19 protein-coding genes and 1 pseudogene are annotated in these 18,073 nt (G+C 63.8%); 10 read left to right on the plus strand and 10 right to left on the minus strand.

The genetic code is table 11. The annotated features are described in order from the left end of the window. Positions 1-212 precede the first annotated feature (212 nt). Positions 213-983, plus strand: a complete 771-nt coding sequence (locus tag BLV04_RS10645; protein WP_093031214.1) for a DUF2189 domain-containing protein — start codon at positions 213-215, stop codon at positions 981-983. A gap of 384 nt (positions 984-1,367) precedes the next feature. After that, positions 1,368-2,276: a transcriptional activator NhaR gene (gene nhaR / locus BLV04_RS10655; protein ID WP_093031220.1), complete on the plus strand. Its 909-nt coding sequence runs from the start codon at positions 1,368-1,370 to the stop codon at positions 2,274-2,276. 85 nt (positions 2,277-2,361) lie between these two features. Here nhaR and BLV04_RS10660 read toward each other — a convergent pair whose 3' ends face one another. After that, on the minus strand, positions 2,362-2,574 hold the full coding sequence (locus BLV04_RS10660; RefSeq protein ID WP_093031223.1) for an alkylphosphonate utilization protein: 213 nt from the start codon (positions 2,572-2,574) through the stop codon (positions 2,362-2,364). 153 nt (positions 2,575-2,727) lie between these two features. Then, complete coding sequence (locus BLV04_RS10665; protein WP_093031226.1) at positions 2,728-3,081, minus strand: YkgJ family cysteine cluster protein; 354 nt, start codon at positions 3,079-3,081, stop codon at positions 2,728-2,730. A 224-nt stretch (positions 3,082-3,305) separates the two neighbouring features. On the opposite strand from BLV04_RS10665, the gene BLV04_RS10670 reads away from it, so the two are divergent. Together BLV04_RS10670 and BLV04_RS10675 are read left to right on the plus strand one after the other, a co-directional pair. Continuing rightward, positions 3,306-4,208 (plus strand): spermine/spermidine synthase domain-containing protein, encoded by a 903-nt coding sequence (locus BLV04_RS10670; protein WP_093031229.1) that lies wholly within the window; start codon positions 3,306-3,308, stop codon positions 4,206-4,208. A 187-nt stretch (positions 4,209-4,395) separates the two neighbouring features. After that, positions 4,396-4,716, plus strand: coding sequence for an HvfA family oxazolone/thioamide-modified RiPP metallophore (locus tag BLV04_RS10675; RefSeq protein ID WP_093031405.1), 321 nt, complete (start codon positions 4,396-4,398; stop codon positions 4,714-4,716). 236 nt (positions 4,717-4,952) lie between these two features. Here BLV04_RS10675 and BLV04_RS10680 read toward each other — a convergent pair whose 3' ends face one another. Both BLV04_RS10680 and BLV04_RS10685 read right to left on the minus strand, forming a co-directional pair. Next, positions 4,953-5,996, minus strand: coding sequence for a D-2-hydroxyacid dehydrogenase (locus BLV04_RS10680; RefSeq protein ID WP_093031232.1), 1,044 nt, complete (start codon positions 5,994-5,996; stop codon positions 4,953-4,955). After that, a complete protein-coding gene (locus tag BLV04_RS10685) occupies positions 5,996-6,565 on the minus strand; it encodes a hypothetical protein (RefSeq protein WP_093031235.1) in 570 nt (189 codons plus the stop codon). Before BLV04_RS10685 ends, BLV04_RS10680 begins: the two co-directional genes overlap by 1 nt. A gap of 46 nt (positions 6,566-6,611) precedes the next feature. On the opposite strand from BLV04_RS10685, the gene BLV04_RS10690 reads away from it, so the two are divergent. Beyond that, positions 6,612-7,175, plus strand: coding sequence for a dTDP-4-dehydrorhamnose 3,5-epimerase family protein (locus BLV04_RS10690; protein WP_093031238.1), 564 nt, complete (start codon positions 6,612-6,614; stop codon positions 7,173-7,175). On the opposite strand, the gene BLV04_RS10695 is transcribed toward BLV04_RS10690, so the two are convergent. Further along, the gene (locus BLV04_RS10695; RefSeq protein ID WP_093031241.1) at positions 7,153-8,016 is read right to left on the minus strand and encodes a glycosyltransferase family A protein; all 864 of its coding nucleotides are present in this window, start codon (positions 8,014-8,016) and stop codon (positions 7,153-7,155) included. The genes BLV04_RS10690 and BLV04_RS10695 overlap by 23 nt on opposite strands. Beyond that, positions 8,013-8,948 carry a Gfo/Idh/MocA family protein gene (locus BLV04_RS10700; RefSeq protein ID WP_175534589.1) on the minus strand — a complete coding sequence of 312 codons (936 nt, stop codon included), beginning with the start codon at positions 8,946-8,948 and terminating at the stop codon, positions 8,013-8,015. The genes BLV04_RS10695 and BLV04_RS10700 overlap by 4 nt, the downstream gene beginning before the upstream one ends. 315 nt (positions 8,949-9,263) lie before the next feature. On the opposite strand from BLV04_RS10700, the gene BLV04_RS10705 reads away from it, so the two are divergent. Next, positions 9,264-9,701 carry a CoA-binding protein gene (locus tag BLV04_RS10705; RefSeq protein ID WP_093031246.1) on the plus strand — a complete coding sequence of 146 codons (438 nt, stop codon included), beginning with the start codon at positions 9,264-9,266 and terminating at the stop codon, positions 9,699-9,701. Positions 9,702-9,869: 168 nt separating this feature from the next. Here the strand turns inward: BLV04_RS10705 and BLV04_RS10710 are convergent, their stop codons facing one another. Then, positions 9,870-10,748, minus strand: a complete 879-nt coding sequence (locus tag BLV04_RS10710) for an alpha/beta hydrolase (protein WP_093031249.1) — start codon at positions 10,746-10,748, stop codon at positions 9,870-9,872. Then, the gene (locus tag BLV04_RS10715) at positions 10,745-11,548 is read right to left on the minus strand and encodes a transposase (RefSeq protein WP_245731841.1); all 804 of its coding nucleotides are present in this window, start codon (positions 11,546-11,548) and stop codon (positions 10,745-10,747) included. Before BLV04_RS10715 ends, BLV04_RS10710 begins: the two co-directional genes overlap by 4 nt. Positions 11,549-11,795: 247 nt before the next feature. Between BLV04_RS10715 and BLV04_RS10720 the strand changes: the two genes are divergently transcribed. From BLV04_RS10720 to BLV04_RS24925, 4 genes and pseudogenes are all read left to right on the plus strand, one after another. Further along, on the plus strand, positions 11,796-13,295 hold the full coding sequence (locus BLV04_RS10720; RefSeq protein ID WP_093031253.1) for a vanadium-dependent haloperoxidase: 1,500 nt from the start codon (positions 11,796-11,798) through the stop codon (positions 13,293-13,295). A gap of 522 nt (positions 13,296-13,817) precedes the next feature. Then, positions 13,818-14,264: a hypothetical protein gene (locus BLV04_RS10725; RefSeq protein WP_175534590.1), complete on the plus strand. Its 447-nt coding sequence runs from the start codon at positions 13,818-13,820 to the stop codon at positions 14,262-14,264. Between the two features lie 102 nt (positions 14,265-14,366). Continuing rightward, a pseudogene (locus BLV04_RS24920) lies at positions 14,367-14,924 on the plus strand (ERCC4 domain-containing protein); the annotation flags it as partial. Positions 14,925-15,035: 111 nt separating this feature from the next. After that, complete coding sequence (locus BLV04_RS24925; RefSeq protein WP_175534592.1) at positions 15,036-16,259, plus strand: argininosuccinate synthase; 1,224 nt, start codon at positions 15,036-15,038, stop codon at positions 16,257-16,259. Between the two features lie 185 nt (positions 16,260-16,444). Here BLV04_RS24925 and BLV04_RS10735 read toward each other — a convergent pair whose 3' ends face one another. Together BLV04_RS10735 and BLV04_RS10740 are read right to left on the minus strand one after the other, a co-directional pair. Next, on the minus strand, positions 16,445-17,593 hold the full coding sequence (locus tag BLV04_RS10735; protein WP_093031408.1) for a PQQ-dependent sugar dehydrogenase: 1,149 nt from the start codon (positions 17,591-17,593) through the stop codon (positions 16,445-16,447). A gap of 8 nt (positions 17,594-17,601) precedes the next feature. Then, positions 17,602-18,066: a gamma-butyrobetaine hydroxylase family protein gene (locus tag BLV04_RS10740; protein ID WP_093031411.1), complete on the minus strand. Its 465-nt coding sequence runs from the start codon at positions 18,064-18,066 to the stop codon at positions 17,602-17,604. Positions 18,067-18,073: the final 7 nt, after the last annotated feature.

Here is an 18,073-nt window from a genome sequence, read left to right on the forward strand (position 1 = left end):
CCCCGGGGATTCACACGCGCGCGGACGCCGCTTTCGTCGCGTGTGGATTAGTGTGGGGGCCCGAAAAGGAACAGGCAACGCCCGCGCGGCGCGCGGGCTTGACTCGACTCACGTGAACTTTAGACGCGCTCGCGGATCGGATCGGCAAGGAAGTCGTCGGAATTCGAAGGACACTCGGCCTCCGAGCCCATTAGAAACGAGGACCTTCACCCATGAAAGCGCAAACCGCTCATCCCTCCTTTTCGGAGGCGGTACCCTCGATCCACCAAGTCGACATCGCGGAGCCACTCGACTGGCTTGCCGCGGGCCTTCGCACCTTCGCCGCTGCTCCCGCGAGCAGTCTCCTATACGGCACGCTCTTCACCCTTGCCTGCTGGGTCACCGTGTCACTGACTTGGGCACTGCCCTGGTTTACGATCGCCTTCGTCACGGGCCTCTTGCTGCTGGGTCCCTTCCTCGCGGCGGGGCTCTATGTCGCAGCACGCCAACAGGACGCCGGCGAACCGATCAGCATCCGTGCCGGTTTCGAGCTGGTCCGGGAGCGAGGCACCAACCTCAGCCTCTTCGCCCTGCTTCTCGGTCTGATCGCCGCGGCCTGGGTGCGACTCTCGGCCCTGCTCTTCGCGGTCCAGTTCACGATGTTCTCGCCGAGCATCGAGGGTTACGTCGGCATCCTGTCCGGGCATTTCGACCCCGTCGTCATGATCTTCTTTTTCGGGATCGGTTTTCTGCTTGCGGCCGTTGTCTTCACGATCAGCGCAGTCGCGGTGCCGATGATCCTCGACCGAGACGTCGGGCCCATCACCGCGATGCAGACCAGCTATCGCGTCGTGCGGTCGAACCTGTCCGCGATGACCTTGTGGGCGGCACTCATCGTCGCCGTAAGCGGGATCGGAATCCTGACCCTGTTTGTCGGCATGATCGTGCTCTTCCCCGTCCTGGGTTATGCCACCTGGCACAGCTATCGGCGACTTGTAGCATGAACCGGCGCGCGATCGGGGGCAGGCCGAAACACCCATGTCCTCGCCGATCGCCCGACAACTTCGCAGCACCGCCGGCGGCAGGGACCGCAGCAACCCCTGCCGCCGCTTCAACGACAGCAAGGCGCGCGGTCCAACCGAGACGATGGCGCGGACGGCACAACCCGGCAACTCCCGGCAGCAGCACCGGCGCTTCGAGCTGCGACCCGCGCGGGGCAGCGCATCGGCAGCACGGCTTTCGGGTTATCATGCCAAGCGATCCGGTCGCAACCTCCGCTGCTCAACCGCCGATAGCTATCCCCGATAGCCATCGCCGGGACCGCCTGCGGGCAACACCCCCGGCCCGGATCCTTCGCATTCCACCCCAATCGCGCGGATCCGCCCCCGATGCCGAACCTGAACATGAAGCACCTGCGCTATTTCTGGGCCGTCGCGACGCACGGGTCCATTGCCCGCGCATCGGAGGTAATGCACCTCACGCCCCAGACCATCAGCGGGCAGCTGCGCGAGCTCGAGGAGCAGATCGGGGCGAAGCTGTTCGGCAAATCCGGGCGCAACCTCGCGTTGACCGAAAGCGGCCAGGTGGTCTTCTCCTATGCCGACGAGATCTTCAGGCTGACGGGCGAGCTGCAGGACGTGGTCTCGGGCCGTCCGCCGGCCTCCGGCATCACCTTCAGGGTCGGAATCGCTATGGTCGTGCCCAAGCTGCTCGCCTATCGTGTCTTGGCGCCCGTGCTGGCGCTCCCGGAGCCGGTGCGCCTGGTCTGTCACGAAGCGCCCCTGACCGACCTCTTGGCCGATCTCTCGGTGCACAAGCTCGACCTAGTCCTCGCCGACAGCCCGGTCAATCCGGCACTCAACATCCGTGCCTACAACCATGTCCTGGGCGAATCCGGGATCAGCTTCTTCGCGGTCCCGGAGCTGGCAGCACGCCATCGCGAGGACTTTCCGCGCTCGCTCAACGGCGCGCCGATGCTGATGCCGACCGGCTCAAGCGCACTCTATCGCGCACTCGGGCATTGGTTCGACCGACACGAGGTGAAGCCGCGCATCGTCGCGGAGTTCGAAGACCGCGCGCTCATGAAGGCCTTCGGCGAGGCCGGTGTCGGGATCTTCACGACACCGACCGCGGTGGAGCAGGACATCCTCCAAAAGTACCGTGTCGCGCTGATCGCCCGGGTCGACGACATCAAGGAGCGCTATTACGCCATATCGGCCGAGCGCCATATCAAGCATCCGGCGGTCTCGACGATCACGGAGTCGGCACGGCATGACCTCTTTGCCCTGCGGGGGTGAGGTGCTCGGGGCGCCGGGGGTGCAGACCCCGAGGGGTCCGTCTCCGGAAGCACCTGGAATGGCGTGAATACGCCGCGGAGACGGCTCAGACCTTTTTGAGAAAACAGGTCTTGAGAACCAGCCCCTTCACCTTGTCCGCGTTGCACTCGATCTCGTCTTCATCAGAGGTCAGACGAATATTCTTGATCACCGTGCCTCGCTTCAGAGTCACGGAGGTGCCTTTCACCTTCAGATCCTTGATGACCTGAACCGAATCGCCGTTGTCGAGCGCTGTTCCGTTGCTGTCTTTGACGTTCATTCTTCGATCCTTAATGCTTGTGTTGCAGTGGGTTGTCGGGTGTGTCGGGATCTGCGGCTCGCCGTCGCGGTCACGAAACCGTGAGGTTCCGCACCTCGACCGGCGCGGTCGTGCGGCCCCGACGCGGGTCGTCGGTCATCAACCGGGTCCGGGCTAAACAAGGACCTGTCGCGTCTGTTCGAGATAGCGATGTATGGCCTGCTCGGTGCGGGTATCGATCATGGCCTCGGGACGCTTGCCGCGCGGACACGGCAGGCTCGGCGTGGTCCCGAACAGCCGGCAGATCAGCGGGCGCTCCGCATAGACCCGGCAACCCTCGGGACCGAGATGCGGGCAGCTCCACGCGGCAAGCGCCGCAGCATGCTCCGCGTCGGTTCTGATCGGGAGCCTGGCCATCTCCTCGCTCGAGGCGGTGACCGGACCGCAACAGTCATGGCATCCGGGCTCGCATGCGAAGGTCGGGATCTTCCGGCGGAGCACCTCGATCATGCGGTCGTTGCGGCTCATCGTCCATCGCCTCCTCGCGCAGCTGTCGTTCGACTCTCGGATCTTCATCATCACCGAAATGTGATTAACATCTGAAAACCATTAGATCATGCCTTGGCGGGGTCCGGTGCCATTGTTGTCCGAGGAGTCGCAACGGACCGCGTCGCGGTGCCGGAACACCGACGAGACCTGCACAGACAGACACCGCCCCCATTGGGACAAGCAATCCAACGAGATACCACGCCGTGCAGCAGCAACCGACGCTTTTGGAGTTACCGGGTGAGGAGTTGGGTGAGCACGGCCGTCTGCGCGTTCTCGAATCAGCAACCTGCGACCCGGAGCGGCTCTACGAGCGCATCTTGAGCGGGCGCTACGGCAAGCCGTTCATCGTCGAAGACGGCCGGACCCGGCGGCTCTTCTTCAGTCTGCGTTTCGTGCAGAGCTCCATGCGCATCGCGGATCCGTTCGCGCTGGATTTCGCCTACACGCGCAAGATGATGGCCTTCCTATTGTTCGTGCCCGAGCCCGAGCATGTCGTGATGGTCGGCCTCGGCGGCGGCTCCATGGCCAAGTTCTGTCACCGCCATCTGCCGCGCACGCGCCTGAACGTAATCGAGGTCAACGCCGATGTCATCGCCCTGAGTGCCGAGTTCGGCGTCCCTCGCGACGAGCGCCTGATCATCGTGCGTGCCGATGCCGCCGACTATCTTCCCACCGACGAGAGCGACACCGACGTCCTGCTGCTGGACGGCTTCGACGCCGACGGTATCTCGCCCGCGTTCCTCAGTCGCGATTTCTACGCAGCGGCCTGCTGTCGGCTCCGGCCCGGCGGCGTGCTGGTCGCCAATTTCTGCGGATCCCCCGACGGATGGCATCCGCATTTCATGCTCCTCGACGAGGTCTTCGAGGGCCGAGTCCACCTCGGGCGGGTCACCAACGACGACAATTACATCGCCTTCGCGTTCGCCGATGCCGGATTCCCCATCGACTGGGCGTATCTGGATGAACGGGCAATCACGCTGAATCACCTGTTTCCGCTCGATTTTCGCATCCTCGTGGAGCGACTCCGCGACGGAGCCGATCTGCGTCGACAGATTCGGAGGCGACCGCAAAGGGCGTCTAGGTCGCGAGATCCGAGACGCGGTTGAAGGACAGTATCGATACGCAGGGTCTCTATCGTCAGGGAACGACCGCATGCGCGGGCCCGGATTGGCGAGCCCGGAGGGAACCCCCGAGGTTCCGACGTATCAAATCCGAGCGCGTTGCTGCGATAATGGCGTCGGATGTCCGCTTCCGGACGCCTCCCTTCTCATCGATCGACACGAGGACGAGACCATGACCAAGAAAACCATCACGCCTGCCGCCGCCCTGGTCGGTGCTGCCCTCGTCGGCAGCCTCGGCGCCTTCGGCGTTGCCCAAGCCGCAGACAACCCCTTCGCCGCTCAGCCGCTCGACGCTGGCTACATGCAGCTCGCCGGTGCCGACACCGAAGGCAAGTGCGGCGAAGGCAAATGCGGCGGGGCCAAGGACAAGGATGCGGAAGGCAAATGCGGCGAGGGCAAATGCGGCGCCGAAAAGGGCACCGAAGGTAAGTGCGGCGAAGGCAAGTGCGGCGCCGACAAGGGCAAAGACGGTACATCCGGCAGCGCCACCTGAAGCGATCTCGGCAACAGCCATGAACCTTGCTCCCTAACCCCGTTCGTGGCTCCCGTCTCGGCCGGCGGCGCTGCTTTGCGGGCGCCCCGGCCAAGCGGCCTCCGCCGGAGGTCTATTTCTGCTGCCACGCATCATCAGCGGCTTCGGACGCGTCGCCGACGGCAAGCCTGTCCCGGCGCATCTGCTCGCGCTGCACGCGGTTCGAACCGAGCCGATCTACCGCACGCCTCGAGGTATCAGGACAGCGACGCAAGGCGGGCCCAAAAACGTGTAAGACGGCGCTTCACGGGGCTCGGCCTCTGCGGGGAGGTGTAGACATCGCGCGAATCGAGCGCGCCGGAGAGCGGCTCTCCGCGGCGATACTGATCGATCAAGGTGCCGATCAGCTCGAGCGACACCCGATCGCGGTCGGGACCCAGGGGCGTCGCATGCGGCGTGATGAGTGTCCGAGGGGCACTCCAGAGAGGGCTCGTCGGCGGCAAGGGCTCCATCGTCGCGACATCGAGTCCCGCACCGCCGAGGTGTCCGCGCTCGAGTGCGGCCAGCAATGCCTGCTCGTCGACCAAGGCACCTCGAGCGACATTGATCAGGTAGGCACCCCGAGGCAAGGCAGCCAATTCGTCCACACCGATCAACCCCCGGCTTGTGTCGTTGAGGGATGCCGCGAGGACGAGCACCTGCGCGCGCTCCAAAAGGGGTCTCAGTCGGTCGCCCGCATCCGCGGCGTAGACCTCATCGAATCCGGCAGGTACAGGCGCGACCCGACGACGATACCCGACCACCGTCATCCCCATCACCCGGCAATAACGGGCCATTTGGCTCCCGGAATGCCCGCAACCGACGATCACGAGTGTGCGCCCCTGAAGACTTCGTCGATTCTCGAGCCCCGGCAATCCCCAGACACGACGACGTTGCGCTCGCCACAGCCGGGGCGCCTCGTGCGAGAGTGCGAGCATGAAATAAAGCGCGTGCTCCGCGACCGCCGAGGCCGAACGACCGGCCGAGGTCGTTACGATGAATCGCCCGTCGAGCAGCTCGGGCGGAGCAAAGCCGTCGATGCCGGCATGGTCGCAGTGGACCCAGCGCAAACAGGGTGCCTCCAAAACGTGGCGGTCCGGATTGCCGTTCAGAATCGCGACGTCCGCCTCTCGGAGTGCCTCCCGTGCGGCATGGCTGCCGGGCTCGGCGAGCGTGACCCGCTCAGCCCCGAGTTGCTGGACCAGCACGAGACGCAGGGACTCGCGCCAACGGACGGTCACGAGGGCATGACGAATCTTCATCAACTTTGCTTGGATCGATGCAGATCGAGGATGCGCTTATGCAGCCAGGAGGCCGCCTCTTGAAGGACGGCTTGATCGGGCAGGCTTCGTTTGGCTCTGGGATCGGGATGGTTGGCAAAGCACCAAGCCAGATTGTGCTTGATCTGATAGGCGGCAAACTCGGCGCGCGTCTCGATCGGTGTCTCCGGGAGGTAAATACGCTCCCCGCCCGAACGCCAAAGTTTCGACTGTGCAAATCCGTAATGAACATGCGGATTGGCATCGTGCAGGTCCATCCGCAGAAGCTCCTGGCCTTTCCAATACAGTGATGCCGACGGTCCGAGAACGCTTGGTCGATCGAGCCAATAGACGGTAAGCTCGACGTCGGGTCCCATCGGGAAGGCTCGCAGCTCCGTCACGGCAACCCGCTCCGGTGCCGCAGACGCCAAGCCTTCGATGACGGCCGAATCCATACGACGCAGGATCGCGCGCACCTTGCGTTTGGTCTTATCGGTTAGACGCGCAGAGATCCGGCGGGCGACCCGAAGAACGGAAGCGAACGCGGCGGTAACCGAACGTGAATGTTTCATGTGTTTTCCATCCCTCCCGAATCACTAAAAACAGAGCCAACGACGCATGACGAATCCCTTATCAAGATTGATTGCCGGGCGTCCGCTTGAGGGGGCCGAGCTACACCGAATCGCAGCCCAGAAGGATCGACGCGGATCATTTGCCGAGATTTTCCAAGAACATTGGGGGAGCTGTATCGCTCCCGTGCAATGGAGCTTCGTGCGGTCCGAGCCCGAAGTCCTTCGCGGGATGCATTTACACCTCCGTCACGACGAGTATTTCTGCTGTCTTGAAGGCAAGGTCTTCCTCGGCCTACGTGATCTTCGAGGCACCTCCCCGACTCGCGATCAATGGTCGCTCTACGAGCTGCACGGCGAGGATCCGGCTGCACTCACGTTCCCGCGCGGGATCCTGCACGGCTGGTATTTCCCCGAACGCTCGCTGCATATTCAGGCCGTCTCCGAGGCTTACTGCGACTACGGCGGCGACGATAATTGGGGGTGCCATTGGGCCGATCCGGAATTGCAGATCCCATGGCCGCAAACGCATGCGATCCTGAGTGACTCGGCTGCGAATTTCCCGACCCTGCAAGGCCTCCGGGCCTGTCTCAGCGACGCAACCGACGCCTGATCCAGCGCCGGAGTGCAACGGCGGGAGGATGCCCGTCGATGAGCAGCCCGTGCCCGAGACGCTCGTGCAGCGCGAGCCGATCCGTCAGCACCTCGCCGAGCGCGGCATAAAGCTTCTCGGCGAGTGCAGGCGGGTCGTCGATCAGGTCCGACCAGACCTTCAGCTCGTCGGCGCGCTGCTGCGTCGGCCAACCGGGGTGATGCCCGCGCTTGAAGTAGACGATCGAGGGCTTCGCGACACCGATGCCTCTGCACTTGGGCTGGGACAGCATTTGATGCTGCATGTAATGGTCGGTAAACCAGTCGACCGGCGTCGTGCGCCACCCGAACGGGAGTTGCCGATAGAAGTCGAGACGATGCGCCATCGTCGACAACATGACTCCCATACGGCCATGGCGCACAAGCCGCGCACGTTGCACCGGATGCCCGCTGTCGAGCTTGAGCTCGGGGACAACCCGACCGTCCTCTTTGATGTCGAGATAGGCGCAGTTGGCGAAGTCGTGCCGGGTAAGGGCTTGATGCATCTGCTCGACATGATGCGGGAGCATGAGATCCCGGTCGCAGAGATAACACACGATCTCCCCGTCGGCATGATTGTTCAGGATCTCATGGCGGTAGGTCTCGCCGCGTCGGGTACCCTTGGGAAAATCGAAGACACGAACCCTCGCGTCCTGTTGCGCGAGCGCTTGTGCGGCTGCTCGGGTGCCTGCTTCGGCGCCGTCGCAGACGATGAAGACCTCGAGATCCGACAGGGTCTGACGCAGGACGCTGCCGACCGAGTATTGAAGCAACGGACCTCGATCGATACTGGTCGGTACGATGACGGTCGCCCGGCAGCTCATGACGCGCCTCCGCTGTTGGCCATGTGTTGAAGACGCATCAGGGTCTCGACAACGGCGAGACCCTCGGCGGCGTCGGTCGGCGGCGCCGGGCCGCCGCCGAGATAGTCGATGAAGCAGCCCAGCTCGAGACCCAATGCCGACTGGCGTGAGACCGGGCGTTGCTCGGTCCTCGAATCGAACGGGATACGCGTGTCGCCCTCCCGCGTGATCTCGATGAAGCCCGCGTCGGGATCCGTCATCACGGCGACGCCGCCGTCGCAATGTAGCCGCACTTCGCGACGCTTGTCGCGATAGCGGTTCGACACCTCCAGTGCCAACCAGGGCGACTCGCCGCAGACTCCGATGAGGCCGCAGATGCGCGAGCCTTGCCGTTCGGCGAGCACGAAGCGCGGTTCCGGAATGAACCCCAAGACGGCAAGGGCGATGCTGATGTCATGCGGCGCGAGATTCCAGAGGCTGTCGACGTCCGTCCGAGGACTTGTCCAGTTGGTGCGCACCGTCCGCACGCCCGCAACCGAGCCGAGCTCGCCGCTTCGCGCAATCTCGGCAAGCGCACGGATGCCCGGATGATAGCGCCAGATATGCATCACGAAGACGCGCGTCCCGCCCTCGCGAACGATGAGCCGAGCCTCGTCGGCATCCGCCGTGAGCGGCTTCTCGACGAAGAGCGGGCATGAGAATTGGTCGAGGAGCCGGAGAACGAGCTGACAATGATTCGTCGCCGGGGTCGCGACGATGATGCCGTCGACTGCAGGCAAAGCGGCGATCTCGTCCGAGGCACTGCGTGCGCCCGCCGCGATTGCCGCTTTGCGGCGTGGCTCGGAGGTTTCGACGACGTCGGGTCGAACCCCCAGCGTGAGAAGTGTCTGCAGAATCTTCTCGCCCCAAATGCCGTATCCGATCAGGCCGAGTCGTATCGGATCGTTTTTCATCGGCTCTACCGACCCTCGCATCAAAAATCCACGGAACCCTTGTCGCGTCAAGCCGAAACGCGCTGCCGTCGCAGACTTGAGAGCATAACCCAATCGACGGCCGCGTCGAGGTGCGGGACCGAGGCGGGCGCATCGCGCTCCCCTACACGCCTCTGCGAACGATCGCACGTCGCTCGTTACAGCCTCGCTCCGACCGAGTAGTATCTGCCACCCCGCAAGCTACCGCGGAAGAACCCATCCGCAACAGGCTCGCGCTTCGTTCCGGCCCCGTCGGTAAGCATGCCCAATCACCCATTCAACCGGAACCCCGCCCTCATGGCCTCGAATTACGAAGACTTCTTCACCCTCGGTCGCTTCGGTGTTGTCGGACACACCACAGCCAAACCCTTTCCGCTTATCAGTTACCGGCGGTTAAAGGCGATGGGGAAAACCGTCTATCCGATCGACCCCAGCACCATGCTGGTCGACCGTGATCCCGCGTATCCCACACTCGCGTCCTTACCCCAAGCCATCGATGGCCTCATCATCGAGGTGCCGAAGGCCGAGACCGCGGGCTGGGTTGCCGCGGCCGCGGATGCAGGGATCGGTCATGTCTGGATCCACATGGCCCACGAGACCCCGGAGGCGGTGGCACTCGCTGCGGAGAAAGGCATCAACCTGCGCACCGGGACCTGCGCCGTCATGTATCTAAACCCGGGCATGTCCTACCACGGGATCCATAAGCTCATCATGAAGCTGACCGGGAAGTATTGACGCGCGAGCTGCGATCGCCCCGAGATTGACATGCGTGCCGTCGGCGACCTGTCCTTCGCCGATGGAGGCATCACGGTCAGCCTCGGCAGGCGGATGTGGCCGAGGATCGATCCGATCAGCGAGAGCCATCGCCGTCGATCCATCAAACCCCTTCTTATTCTTTAAGCATTATTTCGAACCGGTCGCGGCGGTCTTCGCGGGTTTCGACACCAGCTGCGACAACAACAGCCCATCCTGCCGGCTGAGTTGGTGATCGCCGGCCACCACCTGGATGCCGGCCCGGCCACTCAGCGCCGGCACCCGGCGAAGGTCCTGACTGGGGGCCGGAACGACCTGATCGCCCGGCATCCCGATCGCGGCCCCACGGACCACTCCGACATAAGCGATCTCGGGGTGCGGGCGAGCGTTCAGCCAGTACAGCAGGTTGCCGGGCACAGGTGGCGATAGGTCCGCGAGGACGCCGCGCGAAGACCGTACGGTGCGATACACGTCGTCTCCCACCTTGCGCTCGACGAACCAGCGTTTGATGCCGCCGAACAGTCCACTGTCGTCGGTCGCTTCCAGCGCCTGCCAAGCGCGCTCGGTGCCCAGATGGGGGGCGGCGATGGTGATCAGCCGGGTGACCGTGCCCGCGCCGTAGTTCACCAGCGCGAGCCGGGCCACGACGCCGCCGGCCGAATGCCCGACGAGGTCGACCGTATCCGTCGGGTGCCGTTGCGCGATGGCGCCCAGCATCCCGCCGAGAACGCGCGCCTGCTCCATCAGCGGGGCGGTGGAGGGCAGGTCGACCGTGTAGATTGCGAACTCCCCCGCCGGTGGCCCGACCGGCTCCAGACGCACCCCGGACGGGGTGGACCGCCAGTTGCCGGCGACTCTCCAGCCCGCCTGCTCCAACACCGGCAAGACTCCGCTCTGCTGCCAGGCCGAAGAACCTCCGAGGTACCCGTGCACCGGCACCAGAATTCGACCTGCGCCGGCGGTACCGGCATACGCCAGCCCGAGTGCGCAACACAGGGCCAGCCACCACTTACCACGCCAACGCTTCATACCTCGTCCTCCGGGTTGATCAGGCAGTCGACACCCGCGATCTCGATTCTGACCCGGTTGCCGGCCGCCGGGAACACCGGCGGTCGACCCGCCCGCAAATGCCGAAGAGAGGGCCGAGTCGTCAGGTCTTGCCAACGTCGGCGTACTCGAACCGGCGCACGGCTCGACTGACGGTCGAGTAGTGCACGCCGAAGTGCTCCGTCGGTGCCGAGGAAGACTTGGCACCTCAGTGCGTCCCAGACGCTCGACCGCCCGACCCCGTCGGCGACGAACGCCGCATAGGCGGCACGAGCCGCCACACGCCCATGCCCAAATTGCCCGAGCACCCAGTCGGTCTCCAACCAAGGTGGTGCCGGCACCCGACCCAACATAACCGGGTAGCTGCTCCAGGCCCAATCGCCGGCATCCGCCACCATGCCGGCACGCACCGGATTGAGCACGACATACCGCGTCAGCTCAAGCAGATACGCATCGCGCTCGACGAGAATGCCCTTGAAGCGGCCCTGCAACAGGTGTCCGACCAGGCCATGACGACGATTGACCCGCTGGGTGAAGACGCCGTTGAGCTGCCGCATCCCCTTCGACAGATTCCCCTCCGGGGTCTCCACCACGACGTGATAGTGATTGGTCATTTGGCAGTAGGCATGACAGCGCCAATGAAAGCGCGCGCAGACCTCTGTGAACAACGCGAGCCAGGCCGACCGGTCCGCATCGTCGCGGTAGATCGCCTCGCGGCGATCACCGTGCGAGGTGACGTGATACAAACCGCCGGCGAGCTCGATTCGAAGTGGTCTGGCCATGGAGTTGGCATAGGCCAAAAATGCGGGATTACAAGACCTGATAAGCATCTAGCCGACCCCTCCCCTTTACGCCCCCCGTCTCCTTTCCTTGCAATATCCCAGTAAAGAACTACGATTTTCTCATCACGCTGATCGTGGAAGAACCATCGGCCGATTCACACGATTGCAGCAACAACGGGGTCAAGTATGAGCGGTTTTCACGAATGCAGCCTGTAAGGCGGACTTATCAGGCGAGTGCGGAGGAAACATGAAAAAAGGAAAAGCCCTGTCGATTTCGATGCTGTCTCTGGTCTTGCTACAGGCGCCGAATATCACCGATGCCTTCGATTTCGACAGCGGTAATGCAGCAGTCGAGATCGTGATTCCGACTGTAGCACCGGTGATCTTTACCGTGGTCTCGCCATCGGGGGGTGATGCAACCCTCGTGCTTCGCGTGACGACGATGACGACGAATGCCTGGTTCGACGCCACTGCGCCCTACCACCCTACAGGCGTCGGCGTTTACACTCGGCTCGATCGGCGTCCGAGCGCGGAATCCGCGACCAACAGAAATCCGAACATCGCTCTTCTATATGCTTCGTATCATGTCTTCATGAGTCTACTGCCCGATCAGGAGCAGACCTGGCGCGACATGCTGTCGAACCTGGGCCTTGACCCCGACGCCGAGGCCGACGACCCGGACCCGGCAATCCGGCTGGGTATTCTGGGCGGGACGGGAGTGGTCCAAGGCCGTCAAAACGACGGCATGAACCAGCTCGGCTTTGATGGCGGACAGCTCTACAACCCCACACCCTATCGGGACTACACCGGCTACGCGCCGGTGAACACCGCTTACGAGCTCAAGGATCCGTCGCGTTGGCAACCCGACCTCCAACGCCAAGGCATGGGCTTGTACAAGGTCCAGCAATTCGTGACCCCACAATATGCATCCGTGGAGCCGTACTCTTTCGTTGACGCTTCAGAGTTCTCCGTGCCGCCGCCGATCAACAGCAAGAAGGCACCGAAATTCCGATACAAGAATCAGGCGGACGAGGTGTTGCAAGCCTCGGCAAACCTCACCGATGAGCAAAAGCTCAGAGCGGAGCTGTTCGACAACAAAATCGAGAGTCTGGGATTCTCCGCCGTTTTTGCCGCGCAGTCGCGGGGCCTGTCGCTGCTGGACTTCATCCATCTCGATTTCCTCACCAACATGGCTGCATTCGACGCCGGCATCGTCGTGTGGCAAGAAAAGCGTCGATACGATGCGGTGCGGCCGTTCAGCGCGATTCGCGAGGTCTACGGCGACGATCCGGTGACTGCTTGGGGAGGTCCAGGTCAGGGCACCGTGTTTGATCTGCCGGCGACCGAGTGGAAGAGCTATCTCGAAGTGGCCGATCACCCGGAGTATCCTTCCGGCTCGGCCTGCTTCTGTGCGGCGCATGCCGAGGCAGCCCGTCTGTTCCTGGGCACTGACGATCTCACCGTCGGCGGGGCATTTCCGGGCTTTGTCATAGAAAGACCTGCCGGATCGTCGCGGATCGAACCCGGGGTCACACCAGCGATCGCCACCAGTTTGGTGTTCCCGAACTGGACGCAGTTTGCGGCGGATTGCGGCCAGAGCCGCGTCTGGGCCGGCGTTCACTTCCAGTCGGCGGTCGATGAGAGCGTCAAACTCTGCGATGTGTTCGGTGAGAAAGCGTATGACTATGTCAATGCGTTGATCGAAGGTGTCGCCCCTGAGCGGGGGCCAAGTCAAGGGCGCTTCTGAAGACGGGGCGACCGTTAAGACGGTTTACCGGCGCGACTCCCAAGGCCGCTGCTGCGTCCCATCCTTCTCTTAAGTTGCCCCGCCTCCCGGGCACGCCCACCGATCCTTGTCCTGCCCGGCCTATGCCGCCCGCATCCACAAGTGCGGGGCACGGAGTCGCCCGCCACCGAGAGTCTCGTGCGGCTCGCGAGTCCGTCCGAGGGCACCTGCGGCCGACGGACTCGCCCCTCGGCGACGACCTGTTTTGGCCCCGGCTCGACTTGCCCGACCCGGTCGGCCACAAAGGCCGGATACGCGGTTTAGACCATCGCAACCACCCTCCCGAATTGCCCAAGCAATAGCCCTGGCGTGCTGTCACGCTCGGCGCGTCGTCCGTCGGGCCGGGGCCTTGACGGCGCCGGGTTCCCCCTCTAGCGTTTCGATCATCGAATCCCGACGCTCACACATCGAGGTTCTTTTACCCCGCACCGCGGCCACGGACGACGGGAACAACGAGCGCACAGATCACGAACCGACATGAGCATGAGCCGATTGGACACCACAGAGGCCCCTTACCTGCGTGCCTTTCGCGGCAGCTTCACCTCCGCGTTGCGCTGGCATCAGCTCGACGAGCTCTGGGCACGGATCGAGGAACGCGCGGATGCGGGGTGGTATCTCTACGCGGTCGGCGAGCCGCCGCCGACTGCGGCGACCGATGCGGCCGGTGTCAGGGCCTTCGTCGCGGAGATCGATCGCCTGCTGCGCACCGAGCATCGCGAAGACTTTTGCGGCATCGTCTATGCCGACGATCCTCGCGCACCGACCTTCGTCAAGATCTATGATCCGAACAATCTGGGCGTCGTGTGCGGTTTCAGCGACGCCCCTCCCCTGCCCGGCTGGGTCATGAGTCTGATTCCACCGGTCGATCTGCCGAGCACGCGTCCCCCGCCGAAGAACCGGCGGCGTTGGTGGAATCGATTGTTCGGATAGGCAAAGCTCGGATCTGAGTGGAACGCCGATTCGGCGTCGCCCGTCGGCAACGCAGTCCCCGGATGGAGGCACGACGCGATGGATCCGAGTCAGGCGTTCTCGATGCGTGTGGACGATCGCGAGGCATCGAGCCCGGTACTCGCAGCCTTGCGTCGTCACCCGGAATTCCGAATCCAGGTCGAGCGCCTTCCGGTCGGCGACTACCTGATCGACGACAGTCTGCTCTTCGAGCGCAAGACGCTGATGGATCTCGCGGCCTCGATCAAGGACGGGCGTCTCTTCGCACAAGCCGAACGTCTGGCGAGCGCCGGGCCGCGCGGTGCGTTGATCCTCGAAGGGACCGCGAAGGATCTGACCGAAAGCCGTATGCGGCGCGAGGCGATCCAAGGCGCGCTCTTGACACTAACGTTGTTCTTCGGTCTGCCGCTGCTGCGCGCTCGGGATCCGGATGAATCGGCCCAGCTGATGCTCTTCGCGGCGCTTCAGCAAAGGTCATTCGCCCGGGGCGCAATCCCGCGACACGGCAAGCGGCCACGCGGGAAGGCGCGCCTCCAGAGCCATATCCTGCAAGGACTGCCGCGGATCGGACCCGAGCGGGCGAAAAGACTGATCGAGCACTTCGGCAGTATCGAGGCCGTGATCGCGGCGGATGCCGATGCATTGGCCTCGGTGCCCGGCATCGGCGATTCGATCGCCGAGACGATCCGTTGGGCGGTGCGTGAAATCCCGGCGGGTATATACTCACCGACTTTTCCGAGTTGGAGCAGAACGATGGCGCAAGGCGCAATCAAGAAGGTGGTGTTGGCCTACTCCGGTGGTCTGGATACCTCGGTCATCCTCAAGTGGTTGCAGGAGGAATACGGCTGCGAGGTCGTGACCTTCACGGCCGACATCGGCCAGGGCGAGGAGCTGGAGCCGGCGCGCGCCAAGGCCACCGCAGCGGGGGTGAAGGAGATCTATATCGACGATCTGCGCGAGGAATTCGTGCGCGATTTCGTCTTTCCCATGTTCCGCGCCAATGCCATCTACGAGGGCGAGTATCTGCTCGGGACCTCGATCGCGCGGCCCTTGATCGGCAAGCGTCTGATCGAGATCGCCGCCGAGACCGGTGCCGACGCCATCTCGCACGGCGCCACCGGCAAGGGCAACGACCAGGTCCGCTTCGAGTTGACCGCCTATGCGCTGAACCCGGACATCAAGATCATCGCGCCCTGGCGCGAGTGGGATCTGCTCTCGCGCGAGAAGCTGATGGACTATGCGGCGAGCCGCGGGATCGCGGTCGAGATGAAGCGCGACGGCACCAAGTCGCCCTACTCGATGGACGCCAACCTGCTGCACATCTCCTATGAAGGCTACGATCTCGAGGACCCCTGGGTCGAGCCGGGTGCAGACATGTGGCGCTGGAGCGTCGCGCCGCAGGATGCACCGGATCAGCCGACCGTCATCGAGCTGATGTTCGAGCGCGGAGATTGTGTCGGGATCGACGGGCAGCAGATGTCCCCGGCCGAGGTCCTGGCGGAGTTGAACCGCATCGGCGGGGCAAACGGCATCGGGCGCAGCGACATCGTCGAGAACCGCTATGTCGGCATGAAGTCGCGCGGCTGCTACGAGACCCCCGGCGGTACGATTCTGCTCAAGGCCCATCGCGCGATGGAATCCTTGACGCTCGACCGGGAGGCCGCGCACCTGAAGGACGAGTTGATGCCGCGGTATGCGAGCCTCGTCTACAACGGCTATTGGTTCGCGCCCGAGCGGCTGATGCTCCAGGCCGCGATCGACGCAACCCAAGAGGTGGTGAACGGCGTCGTGCGCCTGCGGCTCTACAAGGGCAACGTGATGGTGGTCGGTCGTAAGTCCGAGACCAACAGCCTGTTCGATGCCTCGATCGCGACCTTTGAAGAGGATGCGGGGGCCTATGACCAGAAGGACGCGACCGGGTTTATTCGGTTGAATGCTTTGAGGTTGCGGGTCGCCGGGCGCAAAAACCGCTGCTAAACCGCGTCCGAGGCGATCTGCTTGGCCGGAGACAATCCCGACCTCGTCGCCGTCCATAGCGTTGGCGCGACGCGGTTTAGGATATGAAGCGCTTTAAAATCCTAAAGCGCGTCCGGGGATGCCATACTTGGATGCACTGCAGATCGTGCATCGACCCGACATGGCAGAGAGCTTCGGGACGCGCTTTAGCGGGGCTCAATGCGCAGTAGAGACCCCTCTCCCGAGTCGATCAGCACATAGAGATAACCGTCCGGCCCCTGCCGGACGTCTCTCACGCGATTGCCGATGGTGAGCTTTTGCTCGTCGACTACCTGCGCGCCGTCCAGAACGATACGCCGCACCTCTCCGAAGACCAGGGCGCCGCTGAAGAGGTTGCCTTCCCAGCCGGGATAGCGATCGCCCGTGTAGAAGGCGAGTCCGCTCGGCGCCTTGGAGGGTGTCCAGTTGATCAGCGGGTCGACCATCCCGGGGCGACTGGTCTCCTCGGAGACGCGCGGACCCCGATATTCCATGCTGTAGGTGACCTCGGGCCAGCCGTAGTTCTTGCCGGGCTCGATCAGGTTGAGCTCGTCGCCGCCGCGGGAACCGTGCTCGTTGGCCCAGACACGTCCGCTCGCGGGATCCATGGCAAGGCCCTGGATATTGCGGTGGCCGTAGCTGTATATCTCGGGTCGCGCACCCTTTCGATCGATGAATGGATTATCGGGATGAGGGCGTCCGTCTTCGGTCAACCTCAAAATCTTGCCGAAGTGCGTCTCCAGCCGTTGGGCCTGGTCGCGGATGTTGCCGCCTGCGAAGGAGGCGGGCGGGTTGCCGCCGTCGCCGATGCTCATCAGAAGGCTCTTATCCGGCAGCCAAACGAGACGCGAGCCGAAGTGCTGTCCACCGCTCTTAACGTCGGCGTTCTCGAAGATGACCTCGACGTCGCGTAGCCGGTCGCCGTCGAGCCGCCCGCGTGCGAGTGCGGTGCGGTTGGCATCCGGGGTCCCGGTCGCGAAGGTGAGATAGACCAGTCGGTTGCGCCCGAAATCCGGATGCAGGGCGACATCCAGCAGACCGCCTTGGCCGTGGGACAAGACCACAGGCAGACCGGCGACGGGCTCGGGCACCAAGGCGCCGTCGCGCAGGATCCGCAGACGTCCCGGGCGCTCGGTGATCAGTGCCGATCCGTCCGGGAGCCAGGCGATGGACCAGGGATGCTCCAGCCCATCCGCCACGACCTCGGTGCTCCAACCCTTCGCCTCGGGCACGTCGGCGGTGGGTTTGACCGGACCTTCGACCGATGCGCAGTGGGCGAGCGGGAGCCAAAGCAAGCCGAGCGCCCCGAGCACCATCGTGCGGATCACGGGCTGGCCTCCTCGATGGTCTTGGTCTGGCTCGCCGCTGTACGATCAGGCAGCTCGGACGGCGACTCCCCGCGCGCCTTCATGGTCTCGAAGGGATCCGGTGCCGTACGCCTGTATCCGGCCGCGCCGATCTTCTCGAGATAGTCGAACCAAAACGGCTGCCAGGCCCGCCCGAGTTTGTAGAGGTATTCCCAGTCGTAGAGACCGGACTTGTGGCCATCGTCGAAGAAGATCTTCACCGCATAGCTGCCGACCTGCTGCAGGTCGGTGATGTTGACCTCTTCCTTCTTGACCTGGAGCTTCGCGGTGTTCGGCGAATGGCCGCGGACCTCGGCGGACGGCGAATAGACCCGCAGGTACTCGCACGGCAGTCTGAAGCGTGCCCCGTCGTCGAAGGCCACCTCCAGGATGCGTGACTTTTGATGCAGGTTGATTTCGGTCGGTCTGGCGCGTTGGTGCATGGTCAAC

This window comes from Thiocapsa roseopersicina, assembly GCF_900106925.1.
In the GTDB taxonomy this organism is placed as follows: domain Bacteria; phylum Pseudomonadota; class Gammaproteobacteria; order Chromatiales; family Chromatiaceae; genus Thiocapsa; species Thiocapsa roseopersicina.